Source organism: Streptococcus sp. HMSC057G03, from assembly GCF_001808745.1.
Taxonomy (GTDB): Bacteria; Bacillota; Bacilli; order Lactobacillales; family Streptococcaceae; genus Streptococcus; species Streptococcus parasanguinis_Z.
Window position 1 is genome coordinate 77225 of sequence record NZ_KV794428.1, and the last position, 21177, is coordinate 98401.

Annotated in this window: 13 protein-coding genes; 8 read left to right on the forward strand and 5 right to left on the reverse strand. The window is 44.2% G+C overall.

Annotated elements, in window-relative coordinates; genetic code table 11:
- Positions 1–61: 61 nt before the first annotated feature.
- Both HMPREF2686_RS07065 and hutI read right to left on the reverse strand, forming a co-directional pair.
- The gene (locus HMPREF2686_RS07065) at positions 62–2446 is read right to left on the reverse strand and encodes a phosphoketolase family protein (RefSeq protein ID WP_070449925.1); all 2385 of its coding nucleotides are present in this window, start codon (positions 2444–2446) and stop codon (positions 62–64) included.
- Positions 2447–2736: 290 nt separating this feature from the next.
- Complete coding sequence (hutI, locus tag HMPREF2686_RS07070; RefSeq protein WP_061590903.1) at positions 2737–3984, reverse strand: imidazolonepropionase; 1248 nt, start codon at positions 3982–3984, stop codon at positions 2737–2739.
- 199 nt (positions 3985–4183) lie between these two features.
- Here hutI and HMPREF2686_RS07075 point away from each other — a divergent pair, with 199 nt between their 5' ends.
- From HMPREF2686_RS07075 to hutG, 8 genes are all read left to right on the forward strand, one after another.
- Positions 4184–6214 (forward strand): urocanate hydratase, encoded by a 2031-nt coding sequence (locus HMPREF2686_RS07075; protein WP_023919033.1) that lies wholly within the window; start codon positions 4184–4186, stop codon positions 6212–6214.
- Between the two features lie 83 nt (positions 6215–6297).
- Positions 6298–7197, forward strand: a complete 900-nt coding sequence (ftcD, locus tag HMPREF2686_RS07080) for a glutamate formimidoyltransferase (protein ID WP_003008641.1) — start codon at positions 6298–6300, stop codon at positions 7195–7197.
- A 12-nt stretch (positions 7198–7209) separates the two neighbouring features.
- Positions 7210–7839 carry a cyclodeaminase/cyclohydrolase family protein gene (locus HMPREF2686_RS07085; RefSeq protein ID WP_024054843.1) on the forward strand — a complete coding sequence of 210 codons (630 nt, stop codon included), beginning with the start codon at positions 7210–7212 and terminating at the stop codon, positions 7837–7839.
- Positions 7840–7874: 35 nt separating this feature from the next.
- On the forward strand, positions 7875–9548 hold the full coding sequence (locus HMPREF2686_RS07090) for a formate--tetrahydrofolate ligase (protein ID WP_070449929.1): 1674 nt from the start codon (positions 7875–7877) through the stop codon (positions 9546–9548).
- 15 nt (positions 9549–9563) lie between these two features.
- Positions 9564–10142 (forward strand): HutD/Ves family protein, encoded by a 579-nt coding sequence (locus HMPREF2686_RS07095; RefSeq protein ID WP_070449932.1) that lies wholly within the window; start codon positions 9564–9566, stop codon positions 10140–10142.
- A gap of 21 nt (positions 10143–10163) precedes the next feature.
- Positions 10164–11507 carry an APC family permease gene (locus HMPREF2686_RS07100; protein WP_070449935.1) on the forward strand — a complete coding sequence of 448 codons (1344 nt, stop codon included), beginning with the start codon at positions 10164–10166 and terminating at the stop codon, positions 11505–11507.
- 217 nt (positions 11508–11724) lie between these two features.
- On the forward strand, positions 11725–13266 hold the full coding sequence (gene hutH, locus HMPREF2686_RS07105) for a histidine ammonia-lyase (protein WP_070449938.1): 1542 nt from the start codon (positions 11725–11727) through the stop codon (positions 13264–13266).
- Positions 13267–13348: 82 nt separating this feature from the next.
- Positions 13349–14341, forward strand: coding sequence for a formimidoylglutamase (gene hutG, locus HMPREF2686_RS07110; RefSeq protein WP_024054987.1), 993 nt, complete (start codon positions 13349–13351; stop codon positions 14339–14341).
- Positions 14342–14484: 143 nt separating this feature from the next.
- Here hutG and HMPREF2686_RS07115 read toward each other — a convergent pair whose 3' ends face one another.
- From HMPREF2686_RS07115 to metE, 3 genes are all read right to left on the reverse strand, one after another.
- Positions 14485–17421: an ATP-binding protein gene (locus tag HMPREF2686_RS07115; protein WP_070449940.1), complete on the reverse strand. Its 2937-nt coding sequence runs from the start codon at positions 17419–17421 to the stop codon at positions 14485–14487.
- Between the two features lie 132 nt (positions 17422–17553).
- Positions 17554–18429, reverse strand: coding sequence for a methylenetetrahydrofolate reductase [NAD(P)H] (metF, locus tag HMPREF2686_RS07120; protein ID WP_003008657.1), 876 nt, complete (start codon positions 18427–18429; stop codon positions 17554–17556).
- Between the two features lie 113 nt (positions 18430–18542).
- Positions 18543–20792 (reverse strand): 5-methyltetrahydropteroyltriglutamate--homocysteine S-methyltransferase, encoded by a 2250-nt coding sequence (gene metE, locus HMPREF2686_RS07125; protein ID WP_070449943.1) that lies wholly within the window; start codon positions 20790–20792, stop codon positions 18543–18545.
- Positions 20793–21177 lie beyond the last annotated feature (385 nt).

Consider the following 21177-nt stretch of genomic DNA (forward strand, 5'->3'; position numbering starts at 1 on the left):
GGAGGTGGGACGACGAAATCGAATTCTAACGAGTTACCGATTTCTGTCCCACTCTCTTTTCTTATTTATTCACGTTTTCCCATTTCCAGTTTTGAACTTCTGGAATGTCATCTCCGTTTTCACGGATGTAGTCATGGTGGAAGGCGATTGTTTCATCCATCTTCGCTGCAAATGCGCTTGCTGCATCTCCAAGAGCTGCATTAGCTGCATCTTGTGCCAAGTGGAAGCGATCCAACTCAGACATCACACGCATATCAAATGGTGTGGTGATATCCCCGTTTTCACGGTAACCATGCACGCGCAAGTTATGGTTGTGACGGTTGAAGAAGATATCACGGATCATGCCTTCGTAACCATGGAAGGCAAAGATGACTGGTTTATCAGTTGTGAAGACTTTGTCAAATTCTTCATCTGAAAGCCCACGCGCATCAACGGATGGGTGACGCAATTTCAAGATGTCGATAACGTTGACAAAGCGGATCTTCAATTCTGGGAAGGCTTTGTGCAAGATTGTAATAGCAGCAAGAGCTTCTAAGTTTGGCTCTGTACCTGCAGCGGCAATAACAAGATCTGGCTCTTCATCTGCTGAAACAGTTGATGCCCAATCGATCACCTTGTATCCTTCACGAACCAATTCTTCTGCTTCAGCTGCTGAGTAGAATTGAGGACGTGGGTGTTTAGAAGAAACGATCAAGTTGATCACATCTTCTCCCTTGAAGGCTTCATCCATCACTGCAAGCAAGCTATTGGTATCTGCTGGCAAGTACTCACGGATATATTCAGGAGTTTTCTCAGCCAAGTGAGTCAAGATACCTGGATCTTGGTGAGTGTAGCCATTGTGGTCTTGTTGGAAGACAGTTGAAGTTGCAATCAAGTTCAAGGCTGGGTAGTTTTTACGCCATGTTGTATGTGTCTTAGACTTACGCAACCATTTGAAGTGTTGAGTGATCATAGAATCTACAACACGAAGGAAGGATTCGTAAGAAGCGAAGAATCCATGACGACCTGTCAAGACATATCCTTCAAGCATACCTTCTGCTTGGTGCTCTGACAATTGAGAGTCAATGACACGACCAGCAGGGCTCAAGGCTTCATCGTAGTCAGGTTTCATACGTCCTAACCATTGACGGCTTGTACGAGTGAAGACTTCTTGAAGACGGTTTGATTTGGTTTCGTCTGGACCGAAGATACGGAAGTTATCTGGGTTCGCATCTACCAAGTCTGCCGCATACTTACCAAATTCGATCATGTCTTGAGCCATGATTTCACCTGGTGTGTTGAATTGAAGGGCATGTTTCTTCCAATCAGCTGTGTTCATTGGTTTGATCACACCAGCATTTGTGATTGGGTTCATCGCCATGCGACGGTCACCTTTTGGTGCAATTTCAGCAATTTCAGGAACTAGTTTACCAGTTTCGTCGAACAATTCAGCTGGGCGGTAAGATTCCAACCATGAAAGAAGAGCATCGACATGCTCCATGTGGTGAGCATCTACTGGGATTGGAACTTGGTGCGCACGGAATCCACCCTCGATAGGTGTTCCTTCCCATGCTTTTGGACCAGTCCAACCTTTAGGAATACGAGCAATCAAGACAGGGTAAACTGGTTGAGTTGCTTCTTCAGCAGAACCTTTACGAGCTTCTGCTTGGACTTTCTTGATTTCTTCAATTGCTTCGTCCAATTTTTCAGCAAACAAAGCGTGTGCAGCTTCGTGGTCTTCTGAAATTGCAGTGACATTCGCAAAGATTGGCTTCCATCCAAGACCTTCAAAGAAGAGGGCCAATTCTTCGTCTGTTTTGCGTTCGAAGATGGTTGGGTTGTGGATCTTCCCACCGTTGAGGTAGAAGATTGGAAGGATAGCCCCATCGTTGACTGGGTTCAAGAAAGTATTTGACAACCAACCAGCCATCAATGGACCTGTTTCTCCTTCACCGTCACCGATAACTGTGGCAGCAATCACATCTGGATTATCCAATACAGCACCAGCAGCGTGAGAAAGGGCATAACCAAGTTCTCCACCTTCGTGGATAGATCCTGGTGTTTCAGGCGCTGCGTGAGAAGCAATTCCTCCTGGGAATGAGAAGATCTTACACAAGTGTTTGAAACCTTCTTCATTTTGTGGGATGTTTGGATTCAATTCAGTATAAGAACCATCTAAGTAAGAGTTCGATACCATTACTTGTCCACCGTGACCTGGTCCTTCAATATAGAACATATCCAAGTCGTATTTGTTGATGGCACGGTTCAAGTGAGCATAGATAAAGTTTTGTCCTGGTACAGTTCCCCAGTGTCCGATTGGGTGAGCCTTCAAGTCATTTTCAACGACTTCGCGCTTCAACAATGGGTTATCTTTCAAGTACATTTGAGCAGCTGAAATGTAGTTGGCTGCACGCCACCAAGCGTCTACTTTATCCAAGTAAGCTTTGCTGTTATAATCGACAGTCATCTTGTCTCCTCACAATTTCTAGACAGGTCTGTTGAATAACCTGTTCGTTTGATCAATAGTTTAAACAATCTGTTTTCAATCAAACAGATGATATTGAAGAAAATATTCAATATTACTTCTATTCTATCAAGAATTTCCCTTTTTGTACATCAGAAAGTAAGAAAAATATTCTTTGAACGTCAAATTTTAATTTCCTACTAAAGTGGTTCCATTCCCTACAGGGATAGGTTTTAAAAAAAGACTTTGCTGATTTTTGCAAACCAGCAAAGTCCCAAATGAAATGGAGTCAGTTAAATGACTTTTTGACCTTTCTTGTAGACATCTGTCACGAGATTTGTCGCAAAGAAATAGAAGAGATAATCTAGATTTGGTGCATCAAAGATGGTAATGTCGGCCTGTTTGCCAACATCGAAAGAGCCGATTGTTTTAGCACGATCAACTGAATAGGCCGCATTGATGGTCACTGCATTGAGAATTTCTACTGGAGTTAGGCGCATCATGAAGCAACCTAGATGCATGGCAAACTGGAGATTGGCTGTTGGACAAGACCCTGGGTTGCTGTCCGTTGTTAGGGTAATGGCCATCCCAGCGTCCAACATCTTACGAGCCGGTGCATAAGTATCTTCCATCAAGCTAAAGGTTGTGGCTGGTAATAGATTGCCAATCACTTTTGCTGCAGCTAGTTTTTGAATACCTTCATCGGTAATCACCATCAAGTGTTCTGCGCTGGTAGATTTCAATTCAGCCGCAACATCCACACCACCGATAGACTCGATTTCATCCGCATGAATCCGCAGTTTGAATCCCATCTCCTTAGCTTTTGAAAGAAGATAGCGAGATTCATCTGCTGTAAAGACACCTTTTTCACAGAAGATATCACAGAACTCAGCTAGTTTTTCTTCCTTCACTTTGGGAAGCATTTGTTCCACAATGAGATCTAAATATTCTTGGGAACGGCCCTTGTACTCTGTTGGGATCGCATGGGCTGCCATAAAGGTCGAAACCAAGTCTATTTGATGATCACGGTCCAGTGCAGCCACAACATCCAACTGGCGTTTTTCAGTTTCCCAATCCAAACCATAGCCACTCTTGGCTTCGACAGTAGTCACCCCATGACGCAACATGTAATCCAACAGTCGTTTGGACTTGTCATAGAGATTTTCAAAAGAAGCTTCCCGTGTCGCCCGAACCGTGCTCAGAATTCCACCGCCTTGGGCGAGGATGTCTAAGTAAGAAACACCCGCTAATTTTTTCGCAAATTCATGCTCCCGACTACCTCCATAGACCAAGTGAGTATGGCAGTCAATCAGGCCAGGAGTCGCAACTTTTCCTTCACAGGATTTCACTTCCGTATGGTCATCAATCAGTTCTGGTTCTGGTTGACCTGTCCCAACTGCAAGAATTTTTCCATCCTTAATAGCGATATAAGCATCGGAAAGGATTTGCGCTTCTGCCATCTCTTTTCCATAGAGAGGATGGCCTAGATCATTCGGACAAAACAATTGGTTAAAGTGGGTTAATAGGATATCAGCAGACATATGAAACATTCCTTTCTATTTCCATTGTTATTCATTTTACAATTCTACAGAAAAAGCGTCAAAAAAAAGTCAAAAAGTTTTTCCCTCATTTTTTTTTGCTTTATTAAAAATTATATTTTTTTTTGACTCTTTATTGACGTTTCTTGGATACAATAAAGAAAATATAAATTCACAGTCCAACTATAAGGAGGGTTCTGCTATGTCATTTATAGACGAGAAAGAAATTGCAGCTGCTATGTCTGTCAAACTTGACTTTGATGTCCTACCTGAAAAGGCGACTTTTCAAGAAGGCATCCGTCGTGCACCTGATAGAGGCTTCCGCTTAACGCAAGCTCAGACTGAAATTGCCCTTAAAAATGCTTTGCGTTACATTCCTAAAAAATTCCACCAAGAGTTGATCCCAGAATTTCTGGAAGAACTGAGAACGCGCGGTCGGATCTATGGCTATCGCTTCCGTCCAAAAGATCGCATCTATGGAAAACCAATCGATGAGTACAAAGGAAAATGCACTGCTGCTAAGGCTATGCAGGTCATGATCGACAACAACTTGAGCTTTGAAATTGCTCTTTATCCATATGAATTGGTCACTTATGGGGAAACAGGATCTGTCTGTGCCAACTGGATGCAATACAACTTGATCAAGAAATACTTGGAAGTCATGACAGAAGACCAAACCTTGGTGGTTGAATCGGGTCACCCTCTTGGCCTCTTCAAATCAAAACCAGAAGCTCCTCGTGTCGTCATTACCAACGGTCTCTTGATCGGTGAGTATGATAACATGCGCGACTGGGAAATTGCTGAAGAAATGGGCGTTACCAACTACGGTCAGATGACAGCCGGTGGCTGGATGTACATCGGTCCACAAGGGATCGTTCACGGTACTTTCAACACCCTTCTCAATGCCGGTCGTCTCAAACTCGGTGTGCCTGATGATGGCGACTTGACAGGTAAACTCTTTATTTCATCTGGTCTTGGTGGAATGAGTGGCGCACAAGGGAAAGCAGCTGAAATCGCAAAAGCGGTTGCCATCGTTGCAGAAGTGGACCGCTCTCGGATCGAAACTCGTCACTCTCAAGGCTGGATTAGCCAAGTGACCGACAGTGCCGAAGAAGCTGTGAAATTGGCTCAAGCAGCACTGGAAGCTGGTGAATCCACTTCGATTGCCTACCATGGTAATATCGTAGATTTGCTCGAATATGTCAATGAACATCAAGTTCACGTTCATCTCTTGTCTGACCAAACCTCTTGCCACAACGTCTATGATGGTGGCTATTGCCCAGTTGGCATCAGCTTTGAAGAACGGACACGTTTGCTGGCAGAAGACAAAGAAACCTTCCGCCGTTTGGTTGATGAAACCTTGGCTCGTCACTTTGCAGTGATCAAAGCCTTGACGGCTAAAGGTACTTACTTCTTCGACTACGGTAATGCCTTCATGAAATCTGTTTACGACTCAGGCATCAAGGAAATTTCTAAGAATGGCTTGGATGACAAGGACGGCTTCATTTGGCCATCTTATGTAGAAGATATCATGGGACCTATGCTCTTTGACTATGGATACGGTCCATTCCGTTGGGTCTGCCTCAGCGGTAAACATGAAGACTTGATTGCAACTGACCACGCAGCTATGGAAGCGATCGATCCAACTCGTCGCTACCAAGACCGCGACAACTACAACTGGATTCGCGATGCTGAGAAGAACCAACTGGTGGTTGGTACACAAGCTCGTATTCTCTATCAAGATTGCATGGGCCGTGTCAATATTGCATTGAAATTCAATGAACTCATTCGCCAAGGCAAGATTGGACCTGTCATGATTGGACGTGACCACCACGACGTATCTGGTACAGATGCTCCATTCCGTGAAACATCAAACATCAAAGATGGTTCGAACGTCACTTGTGACATGGCGGTTCAATGTTACGCTGGTAACGCTGCTCGCGGTATGAGTCTCGTTGCCCTCCACAACGGTGGTGGTACTGGTATCGGTAAAGCCATCAACGGTGGATTTGGTCTCGTTCTAGACGGTAGCCACCGGATCGATGAAATCATCAAGTCTGCCATTGCCTGGGATACCATGGGCGGGGTTGCTCGTCGGAACTGGGCACGGAACGATCATGCCATTGAAACAGCCATCGAGTACAACCGTCTCCATGCAGGAACAGACCACATCACCATTCCGTATCTGGCAGATGAAGATTTGGTCAAAGAAGCCGTTCAAAAATTGTTTTAACATCAAAAAATAAAAACTGAGAAAGGGGAGGAAAATACAAAGACTCCTCCTCCCCAACTTCTCCTATAAAAAGAGGTAATCATATGGCAAAAATTGTTGAATGTATTCCAAACTTCTCTGAAGGACGCAATCAGGCTGTGATCGACGGATTAGCAGCTACAGCAAAAAGTATTCCAGGTGTCACTTTACTAGACTACTCGTCCGATGCCAGCCACAACCGCAGCGTCTTTACACTCGTTGGGGATGAAGAAAGCATTCAAGAAGTGGCTTTCCAATTGGTGAAATACGCTTCTGAAAACATTGATATGACCAAGCACGAAGGCGAACACCCTCGTATGGGGGCAACAGACGTTTGTCCATTCGTTCCGGTTAAGGATATCACTACAGCTGAATGCGTTGAGATTGCTAACAAAGTAGCCGAACGCATCAATCGTGAATTAGGTATTCCAATCTTCCTTTATGAAGATGCTGCAACTCGCCCAGAACGGAAGAACTTGGCGAAAGTGCGTAAAGGACAATTTGAAGGAATGCCAGAAAAATTGTTGGAAGAAGACTGGAAGCCAGACTACGGTGAACGCAAGATTCACCCAACTGCAGGGGTTACAGCTGTCGGTGTCCGTATGCCACTCGTTGCTTTCAATATCAACCTTGACACAGACGACCTAGAGATTGCCAATAAGATTTCTAAAATCATTCGTGGATCAAGCGGTGGATACAAGTACTGTAAAGCGATCGGCGTCATGCTAGAAGATCGCAACATCGCCCAAGTCTCCATCAACATGGTCAACTTGGAACAATTCCCATTGTATCGTGTCGTTGAAACCGTTCGTTTCGAAGCGCAACGCTATGGTGTTCGCATCATCGGAACAGAACTCATTGGACTGGCTCCTGCTAAGGCTTTGATCGACTCTGCTGAATACTACTTGCAATTAGAAGACTTTGACTACAGCAAACAAGTCTTGGAAAATCACTTGTTGGGTTAGAAAGGGAGTTCTATGAAACTAGTTGACTTAAGTATTACGGAGTTTGCCAAAGTTCTTGGTTCAGATGCTCCAGCTCCAGGTGGTGGTTCTGCTGCTGCTCTATCTGCTGCGAATGGGATTTCCCTTACAAAAATGGTCTGTGAACTGACCATTGGAAAGAAAAAATACGCAGAATTTGAAGACCACATCAAAGGGGTTCATGAAAAAAGCGCTCAACTCCAAGACCAATTACTAGAAGCCATCGATAAAGATACAGAAGCTTTCAACGTCGTATCAGCTGTCTTTGATCTTCCAAAAGAAACGGAAGAAGAGAAAGCCGCTCGTCGTGAAGCCATGCAAAAAGCTTTGAAACATGCGACAGTATCTCCTTTCTCTATGATGGAGCTCATCGTTGAAGCTCTTGAAACCACCAAAGAAGCTGTTGGCAAGTCCAACACCAATGCGGCTAGTGACCTAGGGGTAGCTGCTCTGAATCTTAAAGCTGGCCTTCAAGGTGCTTGGCTAAATGTCTTGATCAACATTTCAGGAATCAAGGACCAAGACTTCGTCCAAGAATACCACGGCAAGGGACTCAAACTTCTCCAAACCGGTTCTGATCTTGCAGATAACATTTACCAAACCATTTTAGAAAGTCTATCTTAAACCTAGCAAATAAAAATAAAGAAAGAAGGGATTCTATGGTTTTATCGGATATTGAAATCGCCAATTCTGTCCAAATGAAGCCCATCACCGATATCGCTGCTGAACTTGGATTGACCGAAGACGATATTTCGCTCTACGGAAAATACAAGGCAAAAATTGATAGCAACCAACTGGAACAACTCAAGGATAAGGAAGATGGAAAGCTGATCCTCGTGACGGCCATCTCTCCGACACCTGCTGGAGAAGGAAAGACAACCACCTCTGTTGGCTTGGTCGATGCTCTTTCAGCTATTGGTGAAAAAGCCGTCATTGCCCTCCGCGAACCTTCACTTGGCCCTGTCTTTGGGATCAAGGGTGGAGCTGCCGGTGGTGGGTACGCCCAAGTGGTTCCAATGGAAGATATCAACCTTCACTTTACCGGAGACTTCCATGCCATTGGGATTGCCAACAACCTCCTTGCTGCCTTGATTGACAACCACATCCATCATGGCAATGAGTTGGGCATCGATTCTCGTCGCATCACTTGGAAACGGGTGGTCGACATGAACGACCGTCAACTCCGTCATATTGTCGATGGACTTCAAGGAAAAACAAACGGAGTTCCTCGTGAAGATGGCTTTGACATCACCGTGGCTTCTGAAATCATGGCCATTCTCTGTCTCTCAGAAAATATCCTTGATCTCAAAGAACGTCTTGATCGCATCATTATCGGGTACAACTACCAAGGACAACCGGTCACAGCTAAAGACCTCAAGGCTGGAGGTGCTATGGCAGCCGTCCTCAAAGATGCCATCCATCCCAACTTGGTGCAAACCTTAGAGCATACTCCTGCCATCATCCACGGCGGACCATTTGCCAATATCGCCCACGGCTGTAACAGTGTGCTGGCTACTAAACTAGCCCTCAAATATGCTGATTATGTCGTGACAGAAGCTGGTTTTGGAGCAGACCTCGGTGCTGAAAAATTCATCGATATCAAGTGCCGCATGGCCGGGCTCAAACCTGCTGCCGTTGTCCTCGTCGCAACCATCCGTGCCCTCAAGATGCATGGTGGGGTTGCCAAAGCAGACTTGGCTACTGAAAATGTCCAAGCCGTTATCGATGGTCTACCAAACCTAGACAAACACTTGGCCAACATCCAAGAAGTCTATGGACTACCTGTGGTCGTTGCCATTAACAAATTCCCACTGGATACAGAAGCCGAACTAGAAGCTGTCTATGAATCTTGTAAGAAACGCCATGTAGATGTGGTCATTTCAGATGTCTGGGCACATGGTGGAGCTGGTGGTCGTGACTTGGCTGAAAAAGTCATTCAACTGGCTCAAGAAGAAAACCACTTCTCTTATGTCTATGACGAAGAAGACAGCATTGAAACAAAATTGACCAAGATCGTCACAAAAGTCTATGGTGGTAAAGGCATCAGCTTAACACCAGCAGCCAAACGCGAACTGAAAGAATTGGAAGCTCTTGGCTTCTCAAACTACCCAATCTGTATGGCCAAAACCCAATACTCCTTCTCAGATGATGCGAAGAAGATGGGAGCACCTAAAGACTTCACTGTTAAAATCAGTAATCTCAAGGTAGCTGCCGGAGCTGGCTTTATCGTAGCTCTCACCGGTACCATTATGACCATGCCTGGCCTACCAAAAGCACCTGCCAGTGAAAAGATTGATATCGATGCCCACGGCAATATCACTGGTCTCTTTTAAGAAAGAAGGCGTCCTATGGTGACTCTCCTTCATCTTACCCCCGCAGATTATCAAATTTCTACTTGGTCCGGTGGCCAAACCACCCAACTCTTTCTCTCCCCAGAGGGAGGAAGCTATCCAGATCGGACATTTGACTTCCGCCTCTCCACTGCAACGGTAGAGGTTGAAAAAAGTAACTTTACCGATCTCACTGGCTACTACCGAATCTTGATGCCCTTGAATGCCTCCATTCGACTCAACCATCAACAGAAAGAAGTGGTTTTGAACCCCTTTCAAAGCTACTTCTTTGATGGGGGAGATCCTGTATCTAGCCAAGGGACTTGTCAAGACTTTAATTTGATCTACAAACCTTCTTATCAGGGGCATATGAGTGCTATAACCCCAAAAGAGAGTGTCAAAAGTCAGAGTCGCTATCAATTGATCTATGCTCTCTGTCCGCTAACACTAAAATGGGGAACGAATCATTCTCAAATCCTCCAAACTCACGAGCTCCTGGTGATCGAACAACCATCTCCTCTTCAAGAGATGACAATCACGTTTTTACCCCATCAGTCTGGGGAGCAACCGATTGCTATCTGGACTGGACTACAATAATGTTCACAAAGGAGAAACATTATGAACGGAGCACATAAACAGTCGATTGAGGAACAAGAAAAAGCGAAATTCAGCTTTAGTGGTGCCACTCTATACGGTATCAACGCCGTAATCGGATCTGGTATCTTCCTCCTCCCTCAAAAAATATATTCTGGCCTTGGACCAGCTTCTCTAGCTGTCATGTTCGGAGTAGCCATTCTCGTCATGCTACTATCAGCCTGTCTGGCTGAAACGGCTGGCTACTTCGATAAAAACGGTGGAGCTATGCAATACTCAAAAGCCGCTTTTGGAGATTTCGTTGGCTTTAACGTTGGGATTCTCGGTTGGGCCGTTACTGTTATCGCCTGGGCTGCCATGTTAGCCGGCTTTGCTAAGATCTTCATCATTACCTTCCCAGCATTTGAAGGCTACAACCTTCCGATCAGTGTCGGTATGCTGATTCTCTTGAGTCTGATGAACATCGCCGGTCTGAAAACCTCTAAGATGTTCACTCTGACAGCTACTGTTGCAAAATTAATCCCCATTGTCCTCTTCTCACTCTTTGCCATCTTCTTCATTTCTGGCGGGGTAAGCAAGGGCAACTTCACACCTTTCCTTCAATTGGAAAGTGGAACAAGTCTCTTCAGTTCTATTTCTAGTACAGCCGTCTACATCTTCTACGGTTTCATCGGATTTGAAACCATGTCTATCGTTGCAGGGGAAATGCGCAACCCTGAAAAGAACGTTCCCCGCGCTATTCTAGGTTCTATCAGTATTGTATCTGTTCTCTACATGTTGATCATCGCTGGAACAATCGCCATGCTTGGTGGTCGCATTATGCAAACCGGTGCACCGGTACAAGACGCATTTGTCGAAATGATTGGCCCTATCGGAGCTCCTCTTGTTTCTTATGGTGCCCTCATTTCAATCGCCGGTCTCAACATCGGTGAATCTATCATGGTTCCTCGTTTCGGTGCTGCCCTAGCAGATGAAAAACTCTTGCCAGCAGATCTTGGAAAAACAAACTCTAAGAATGCTCCAGTCATTGCCATTATCATTTCCGGTGCCTTTGCGTTCTTACTCTTGTTATCTGGATCTTTCGAATCATTAGCAACTTTCAGTGTTGTCTTCCGTTTCTTCCAATACATTCCAACAGCTTTGGCAGCCATCAAACTCAGAAAAATGTACCCAGACAAAAAGGTTACCTTCCGAGTACCATTTGGTCCCGTTATCCCAGTTCTAGCCGTTGTGATCAGTATCTTGATGATTGCAGGGGACAACCTAATGAACTTTGTTTGGGGGGCCATCGGTCTCGTGATTGCAAGTGGACTTTACTTTGTTTTCCACGGCGATAAACTACATAAATCGAAAACCCTTCCTCACTAATTTTCTTTACACAGTAGATGGGAACAGAGACGGGAGCGAAGCTCGGTTTTGCTCCCTAACCCATCTAGGACTCCACGAATGTCAAACCTGAGCCCTTTTCTCTAAGACTCTTCTCAAATTTCTTAAGATCAATAGACAATGGGCTCATGTTTGGTATTCAAACTGAAGTAAACACATCTACTTCCCCAGAACAACTATTCATAATCGGAGGTTTTATATGACTCAATTGATTCATTTAGATGGCAATAGCTTAACACTCGAAGAAGTCATCGCTGTAGCTCGGCACGGTGCCCAATGTGAGCTTGATGAACAAGCCAAAGAAGCCGTTATCGCATCCCGTAAAATCGTTGATGACATTGTCCGCGAAAAACGAGTCGTCTACGGTGTGACCACTGGTTTTGGTTCCCTCTGTAATGTCAGCATCTCTCCAGAAGATACTGTTCAGCTGCAAGAAAACCTGATCCGGACTCACTCATCTGGCTTCGGTGATCCACTTCCTGAAGATGCCGTTCGTGCTATCATGCTGATCCGTATCAACTCGCTCTTGAAAGGCTATTCTGGCATTCGTCTGTCAACCGTTGAAAAACTGTTAGAATTGCTCAACAAAGGAGTCACTCCTTATATTCCTGAAAAAGGATCACTCGGAGCTTCTGGAGACTTAGCACCACTTGCTCATATGGTTTTACCAATGTTGGGTCTTGGACGCGCCTACTACAAAGGAGAACTTCTCAGTGGTCAAGAAGCCTTAGATCGTGCTGGAATTGAGAAGATCCAATTAGCTGCTAAAGAAGGGCTTGCCTTGATCAATGGTACGACTGTCCTAACCGGTATCGGTGCTCTTGCGACTTATGATGGTATCCAATTGCTCAAACTCTCTGATATCGCTGGTGCTCTCTCAATGGAAGTTCACAATGGAATTACCAGTCCATTCGAAGAAGACCTTCATTCCATCCGCCCACAAAGTGGACAATTGGCAACTGCTCGCAACATCCGTAACCTTCTTGAAGGAAGCAAGAATACCACTGTTGCGACTCAACAACGGGTACAAGATCCTTATACACTTCGCTGTATCCCTCAAATCCATGGAGCCAGCAAGGATTCTATTGCTTACGTAAAAGAAAAAGTTGAAATCGAAATCAACTCTGTCACAGATAACCCAATCATTACCAAAGAAGGACACGTCATCTCAGGAGGTAACTTCCACGGTGAACCAATGGCGCAACCATTTGACTTCTTAGGCATTGCCCTTTCTGAAATTGGGAACGTATCTGAACGTCGGGTGGAACGCTTGGTCAACAGCCAACTCAGTAAATTACCATCCTTCTTGGTCAAACACCCTGGACTCAACTCAGGCTTCATGATTACCCAGTATGCTTGTGCATCCCTTGCATCGGAAAATAAAATTTTGGCTCACCCTGCTAGTGTCGATTCTATTCCATCTTGTGAAAACCAAGAAGATTTCGTCAGCATGGGAACGACTGCCGCTCGTAAAGCAGCAGAAATTCTTAAAACCTCCCGTCGCATCGTTGCTACTGAAATCATGGCAGCTTGCCAAGCCTTGGATCTCAAGCCAGAAAATCATGAACTTGGTAAAGGTACAAAACCAGCTTATGAGCTGATTCGTCAAAAACTGAACTTCATTGAATTTGACAAAGATATCGAAATCTTTGAAGAACTTAATAAAGCATCTGCTGTTGTCGAAAGCGAAGAATTCTTAGCAACCATCGAAAAAGCAGTTGACTTAAGCATTCAATACTGATACAGTAAGAATAAAGCAAAACAGAGGCTGGCGATCTTCTCAGCCTCTGCCTGCTTTCAGAAAAATAAGGGAGGCGACAAGCTTGCTCACAAACTACTATCCAATGACCTACAGCTACTACCAAGGTAGCATCGAGGACAATCCCTACACGGCCAAATGGGGAATGGTCACCAAATTTTTAGACCTAAACGACGAGACCCTCACTCCATTTGAGGGTATGACCTTTGGGATCATCGGCTTTAAGAGTGACAAAGGAGTCTATATCAATAATGGGCGTGTAGGAGCAGTCGAGGGTCCTACAGCCATCCGTTCTCAAATCGCTAAACTTCCATGGCACTGGGGAACCAATGTGACAGTGTATGATGTGGGAAATATTGACGGGCCTAACCATTCACTAGAAGAACTCCAAGAAAGCCTCTCACAAGCGATCCAGCGCATGTACCAATTAGGGATCCAACCCATTGTCCTAGGAGGCGGTCACGGAACTGCTTACGGCCACTATCTAGGGATTCAATCCAGTTTAGAAAAAGATGAACAACTGGCTGTGATCAATCTGGATGCCCACTTTGATTTGCGACCTTACGACCAAACCGGTCCCAATTCTGGAACAGGTTTTCGTCAAATGGCTGATCATGCTAAAGAAAAAGGTCAGGACTTCCCTTACCTCATCCTGGGGATCCAAGAGCACAATAATAACCTCTTCCTCTTTAATTACGTTGCTAAAACACCAAGCATTGATTTTTTAACTGGCCAAGATCTCTTCCAGATGAGCCACCAAGCCATTCTGGATCGAATCGATCAATTTTTAGAAAACCAAACCGCGATCTATCTGTCTATTGATATGGATTGCTTTGCGGTCGGCTCTGCTCCTGGTGTTAGCGCCATCCAATCACTTGGTGTCGATCCTAAACTAGCCCTCCTGCTTCTCCAACACATTGCTGCTAGTGGTAAGCTAATCGGATTTGATGTCGTGGAAGTTTCTCCTCCTCATGACATTGACAACCATACTTCAAACCTTGCTGCGACCTTTATCTTTTACTTGACACAAATATTGGCGCAACAAAAACTGAACTAAGAAGATTTCTACACACATAAAAAGCATAGAAACACCCATTGCTAGGGTATTTCTATGCTTTTTCTTCATTTTCAGGCACAATGATCTTTGCCTAAAAGGAGGATAGGCCGCTTAGTCCTCTCTTATGATTTAGGCAAGAGACACTACAGATCTTTTAATTTCTTAAGAAACTGACGATCTCTGTAGGGATTCAAGTGTTGCTCTGCCACCTTCTTGTAGTAATTCTTATCTTCTTTCAAGAAGGTGCTCAGGGCAGGAGCGAGCTCTTCTCCTTTCTCCTTTTGATCAGATAAGTAAGCTAATAGATAATGAACCATCCCCTTATCCCGTGAATTAGCAGATTTTTTCATCGTCCTTTCTTTTCGAGCCAGATAAGCCGCAACCTTCTCCTGATCCCCTTGCTGACAGGCGATCAAGGATTGATAAAATTCGAGCAATTCTTCCTTCCAAGGGAAGCGAACACTGGACAAAATTTTCTGAGCTCTGTCAAAACAGAGGCGAGCTTGGATCAAATCTCCCTTCCAATAATAGGCGATCCCAAGATCAATATCAAAGACGACACGGACGGAATCAACAGCTTGATCCCCCACCAAACGCAGAACCTCTTCTAAGTGGGTGACCGCTACTTGGAAATGGCCCCTAATTTGCTCGATTTCAGCGAGGTAGGCCAAAGAAGCTGCAATTTGAATGGCATACTTGGCCTGCATGCTATTGGTCAAACTAAAGCAATCAATAGAGCGATACAGATGCCGAGTCGCCTGCTCCTCATCCCCAACCATCAGGTGATACAAGCCCTTCAAACGCAACTGGATCGCGATGACCTCATGATTATTGGCTTGGATGGCATCTTCCAGAGCCAAATCTGTATAATAGGCCATCTCAGAGATATTCTCCGTTTGAATGCAATAATAAATAATTTGCCGATAACCCTCTAAGAGGAAGTCGGATTGCTTGAGTTCCCGCGCATAGGAGATGACTTTTTGGATATCATGAATCCCCTTTTGATACTCCCCACTCCGAATAAAATAGCGACCTTCTAGGTACAAGTAACGCAGTTGTAAATGCTTGTATTCTCTATCTCTTTGGTGCCTTGAAAAGAGGTTATCTAATTCTAGGCGTAGACGAGATAACTCCCCAAAAATGTCCAAACGGCTATTTGTACCATCTGATAGGATGCCCTCATCTGCCTTGGAATAAATCGGAAACAGTTCATGCTCCAGCTGAAGGATTTCTTCTAAATAGGTCAACTCAAACGATAAGGAACGCAAAAGATTTTGGGATTGCTTGTATTGGTAGGCAATTTCCTTATAAAGAAGAAGGTCCGTCGCATCTTCTAAGCTTTCTTCCAATTTTTGCGCAATTTGTTGGTGGAAGAGCCGCCGTCTAGCTGGCGAAAGAAGATGGTAAAAGTACATAGCTACCAATTGCTTGCAGAATTGAACCATGAGAGCCTCTCCTTCTTCTACGATTGAGACGATCGCTCTTTCAGATAAAGGCTCGATTAATTCAGTCAAAACAGGAAGCTCTGTAGCCGTCAATTCTGCCAAGATAGACAGAGAAATCGGCTTATGAAAACAAGATAGGTAGTGTAGAAGAGCCTCTTCCTCGCTGCTCATATCCCCAAGCTCCTGAGTAAGATAAGCTTGAATGATATCAGGCAAGGGTTCTAAATTTTCATTTTCTTTCCACTCTTCGATATAGCTGGACAGTAAGAACGGACTGCCTTCACTCCATTCGACCATCTGCTCCATCACTGCCGGCTCTATTGCTCCCAGTTCCCCCTTCAAGAGAGCACGACTTTCACTTGGCTCAAAATTGGTCAACTCTAGTTGAGACAGCCTTTTCTCTACCTTCAAGCTCCCCAAGAAGTTGACGAAGGAAGCTGGCAGAGGCTCTTCAGCTGTAAAAATTAGTTGCCATTTCTCCTGGTTTCTTCGCTCCTCTAGTTGTTTCACTTTTTCTAGAGACACTGCATCGATCCACTGGGCGTTTTCAAGCAGAATCAGGAGCGGTTTTTCTTTGCTAAGGCCCTGAAGCTGATTCCATACCGAAATGAGATCATCCTCCTCTTCCAGAAGGGAAATCCCCATCTCATCCCCCAGTTTCTCTAGCGCTTGTCTGAGATCATTCCAGTTGCTTCCCTCGTAGCGCTGGCTAGTAGCTTTTCCTTCCACCTTGATAAAATTAAAACTGCGATTGGACATCAAGACCAACTGCCGCAAGAGACGTTTCTTACCTGTTCCAGATTGCCCCATCACCAGAAAAGGGCCTACCGCTTCACCCCTCTCGACTAAAGAGAGGTATTCCTCGAGCTGCGAGAGTTCTTGCTTCCGACCAAAGAAGGGAAGTTCATGGATATTTAAGCGATGACTCAGTTTATGAGTTCGTTTGGCTTCCAAAACGGAGTGATAAAGTTCCTCAATTGCTCGACTGGGACGCACACTAAGCTCGCGATCCAATAAATCGACTAGTTTATAATAGGTCTCAAAAAATTTTCCTAGCTGATGATGGAAGCTATAGTACTCCATCAAGAGCTGGTAGTTTTTCTCTTCAAATTCATCCAGCTCTACCAAATGATGGAGCAAGAGTTCTATACTAGGATCTGCAAAACCGACCTGCTCAATTTTTTGATAGCAACTTTCGACATAGAGCTTCCTATAAGCATCTCGTTTACGAGAAGCCCACTGATCAAAGTCTTCATCATCCTTGACATAGAAGCCCTCCAAAAAATCCCCCCGATAGAGATCCAAGGCACTTAGTGGATCTCTTTCAAAGAGCTGAACATCCAGCGAAAGATTCAAGTCAGGATTAAGGGCCAAACTGCTCCGACTTGGAGAGACAATGATATCTCCTTCAAAGATTTTATTGGCTTGGTAAACCGTATTCCGTAAGTTTTTGCGAGCTACTTGGTTTTCCTTAGCTCCCCAAAGGATACCGGCTATTTCATCACGGTTGACCTGGCCCATGACTGCCAAGTAATAAAGCAAGGCCTCCATCTTCGAGAAAGAAAACCGAATAGTTTTCTGATTGAAAACAACCTTAGGGGGTCCAAATAACTTCAACTTCAGACTTTTCTTCATTGCAAGCGCCTCCAAAAACTTCATATTAATACTATAAAAAAAAAGTTGGCTTTTAGCAAGTAATTTATCCAAATAAAAAGAGACTGAGAACGATTCTTTCTCAATCTCTACACTTCCTACTAAAAGTGTTGATTAATTCACTTCAAAATTCGGTTGATGAGCAAATAAAGCCTTTGTTGCTTGGTAGACGTGGTAAGCGACATCTTCATTGTTCATGGTGTAAAGATGGACACCTGCCACATCTTGAGTAACCAAATCAACGATTTGATCGACTGCATAAGCCAAGCCAGCTGCGCGAAGAGACTTTGGATCATGCTCATACTTGTCTAAAATCGCTTTAAACTTCCGTGGGATATGAACATTTTCACAAGTCTTAAGGAGACGAAGGGCCTGATTGCGATTGAGAATCGGCATCACTCCTGCATGAATAGGAACATTGATCCCAGCCAAGGTACACTTATCTTGAAAATCATAGAAACGCTCATTGTCAAAGAAAAGTTGAGTGACCAAGCTAGAGCACCCTGCATCTACCTTCTTTTTAAGATTTTGAATATCTGAAATTTGGTTTGGAGAATCTGGATGTCCCTCAGGATAGCAGGCACCAATTACCTCAAAATGGGGCGCTTCTGTTTTAATAAATTCAATCAGATCCGTTGCATAACGAAAGTCTTTTAAAGGTTCCACACCAGGGATAATATCCCCACGCAGAGCCAAAATCCGATGAACTCCTACTTCATCTAACTCATGAAGAGTATCGGCCACTTTTTCCTTGCTCAAATAGACGGCTGGCAAGTGAGCAATTGTCGGAATAGACAATTCATTTTGAATGTAATTGGCTAAAGCAACCGTCGTCTCTTTGATATTGTATTTATTATTGCTAGCGGTCACACTAATGAAGTGAGGGGCTAACTCCTGCATATTTGCCAAGGCACGTAAGAGCTTGGCATTGCCTACTTCAGGATTTGGAGGAAAAACTTCAAATGACAGAGACGGTGTGTGTTGTGACATATTCTATCCTTTTCTTTTGTTTCTTTGATCAAGAACTCTGAGCCACTATTTCTAGGATAAGGGAACGATTCGAAAACCCTCTACACGATGATAGAAGGTCCTCGAAACAGTTCTTACAAGTGTTCACGCGCTTCTTTAGCAGCATTCACTAGTTTGATCAAGCTTTCTTTTGTTTCTTTAATTCCACGAGTCTTCAAACCACAGTCAGGGTTGATCCAAACCTTGCCACTTGGTACTTTTGCCAAGATTGCTTCGATGGTGTGATCAATTTCACCGTCTTGTGGGACACGTGGTGAGTGGATATCGTAAACCCCAGGTCCAACTTCTGTTTGGAAGTTTTTCGCTTTGAGTTCGTCCAAGATTTCAAGATTTGAACGGCTTGCCTCAAATGAGATAACGTCCGCATCCAAGTTGTCGATAGCTGGGATGATATCTGTAAATTCTGAGTAACACATGTGAGTGTGGATTTGGGTGTCTGGTGCGACAGTTGAGTGTACCAAACGGAAGGCTGGAATCGCCCAGTCAAGGTAGTCTTCGTACCAGTCGCTACGACGGAGTGGCAATTTTTCACGAAGAGCAGCCTCGTCGATTTGGATGATCTTCACGCCTGCAGCTTCAAGGTCAAGAACTTCATCTTTGATGGCAAGAGCGATTTGAAGAGTAGAATCCTTGATAGAGATGTCTTCACGTGGGAATGACCAGTTAAGGATGGTAACAGGTCCAGTCAACATCCCTTTAACCGGTTTGTCTGTACGGCTTTGTGCGTAGCTAGACCATTTCACAGTGATTGGGTTGAGACGAGTCACATCACCCCAGATGATTGGTGGTTTCACCCCACGCATACCGTATGATTGTACCCAACCATTCTTAGAGAAGAGGTAACCAGACAAGTTTTGACCGAAGTACTCAACCATGTCGTTCCGCTCGAATTCACCGTGTACAAGTACGTCAAATCCAACTTCTTCTTGCCATTTGACCCATTCGTCGATCGTTTCAGCAAGGAAGGCATCGTATTCTTCTTGTGTCAATTCACCCTTACGGAAGGCCAAACGTTTGGCACGTACTTCCTTAGTTTGAGGGAATGAACCGATGGTAGTTGTTGGAAGTGCTGGAAGCTTGAAGGCTTCTTTTTGGATTTCTTCACGTTCTGCGAAAGCTGGCAAACGAGTGTAGTCTGCTTCTGTCAACGCTGCGATGCGAGCATGAAGTTCAGCATTTGCTCCGACACGTTCAGTTGCAAAGAGTTCTTTGTTGGCAGTAAGAGCTTCTGCACCTTGACCGTTACGGATGGCATCCAAGTCACGCAATTCACCCAATTTTTCAACCGCAAAGGCGAAGTGGTTCAAAATAGCTGGTTCAAAATCTTCATTAGCAGTTGTAAATGGCACATGAAGAAGGGAGCAAGAAGTCGTCAAGACAATCTTTTCAGCTGGAACTTGATCCAAGATTTCCAAGCTCTTTTCATAGTTGTTTCGCCAGATGTTCTTCCCATTTACAATACCTGCATAAAGAGTCTTATCAGCTGGGAAGCCACCTTTCACCAATTCAAGTGTTTTCTTGCCTTCAACAAAGTCAAGACCAATACCATCAACTGGCAAGTTCACAAGGTCATTGTAGACATCACGAACATCACCAAAGTAGGTTTGGATCAAGACTTCAAGGCCTTTCTTATCAGCCAAGAGTTTGTTGTAGAGGTCCAAGAAGAGAGCTTTTTCTTCAGCTGACAAATCTTTAACAAGAGCTGGCTCATCGAGTTGAATACGAGTCGCACCAAGCTCAGCCAATTTGGCAAAAACTTCTTGATAAGCAGCAACCAAGCTGTCTACGAAGTCCTCAGCTTTCACACCATCTTCAAAGTCAGATAATTGAAGGAAAGTGAATGGTCCAACCACTACTGGACGAGTGTTGATCCCCAATTCTTTGGCTTCTTGGTACTCATCAAAAATCTTGTGACCAGCCAATTTCACTTCTGTCGCTTTTTCAAATTTAGGAACGATGTAATGGTAGTTGGTGTTAAACCATTTTTTCATTGGAAGGGCACGCACATCCCCTTTTTCACCTTGGTAACCACGCGCCAAAGCGAAGTATTGTTCAAGGTCTGTCAAATCCAAGTTTTGAACAGATGCAGGCACGACGTTGAAAAGGAAGGCTGCATCAAGGAAATTGTCGTAGTGTGAGAAGTCATTTGAAGGAATCTCTGAGATGCCTTGTTCTTTAACAATGTTCCAGTGTTTAGCACGCAAGTCTTTAGCAGCTGCCAAGAGCTCGTCTGCTGAGATTTCTTTTCTAAAGTATTTTTCAGTTGTAAATTTTAATTCACGGAATTCACCCAAACGTGGGAAACCGATAATTGTAGTTGACATGTTGTGTCCTCCAAAAATTCTAATTGACACTATCATATCAGAAGATAGGCATCTTGTATAATTGCTTTTACACGAATTTTGATATAGCCAAAAACTATAACACAGATTTAATGGGCCTTGAGACCAGAGCTCAAAAGCAAAAACTAGGACTCCTTATAAATATTTCCTATAGCCCAAGCGTCCCTAAACCATTTTTGAGCAGATTTTGAGCGGATTCCGCTAGAAGGACGGCCTCTAAAAAGTAAAGCAGGCCTTCTCTATCGAGAAAGACCTGTGCAAGCATAAACAAACTGCTTCTGTTTACAAATCTAAGAAATTCTATAAAAATGTGTTCGTTAGAATGATTCTATCAACTACTGAAACTTTCCGCCGTGAGAAAAGTGCT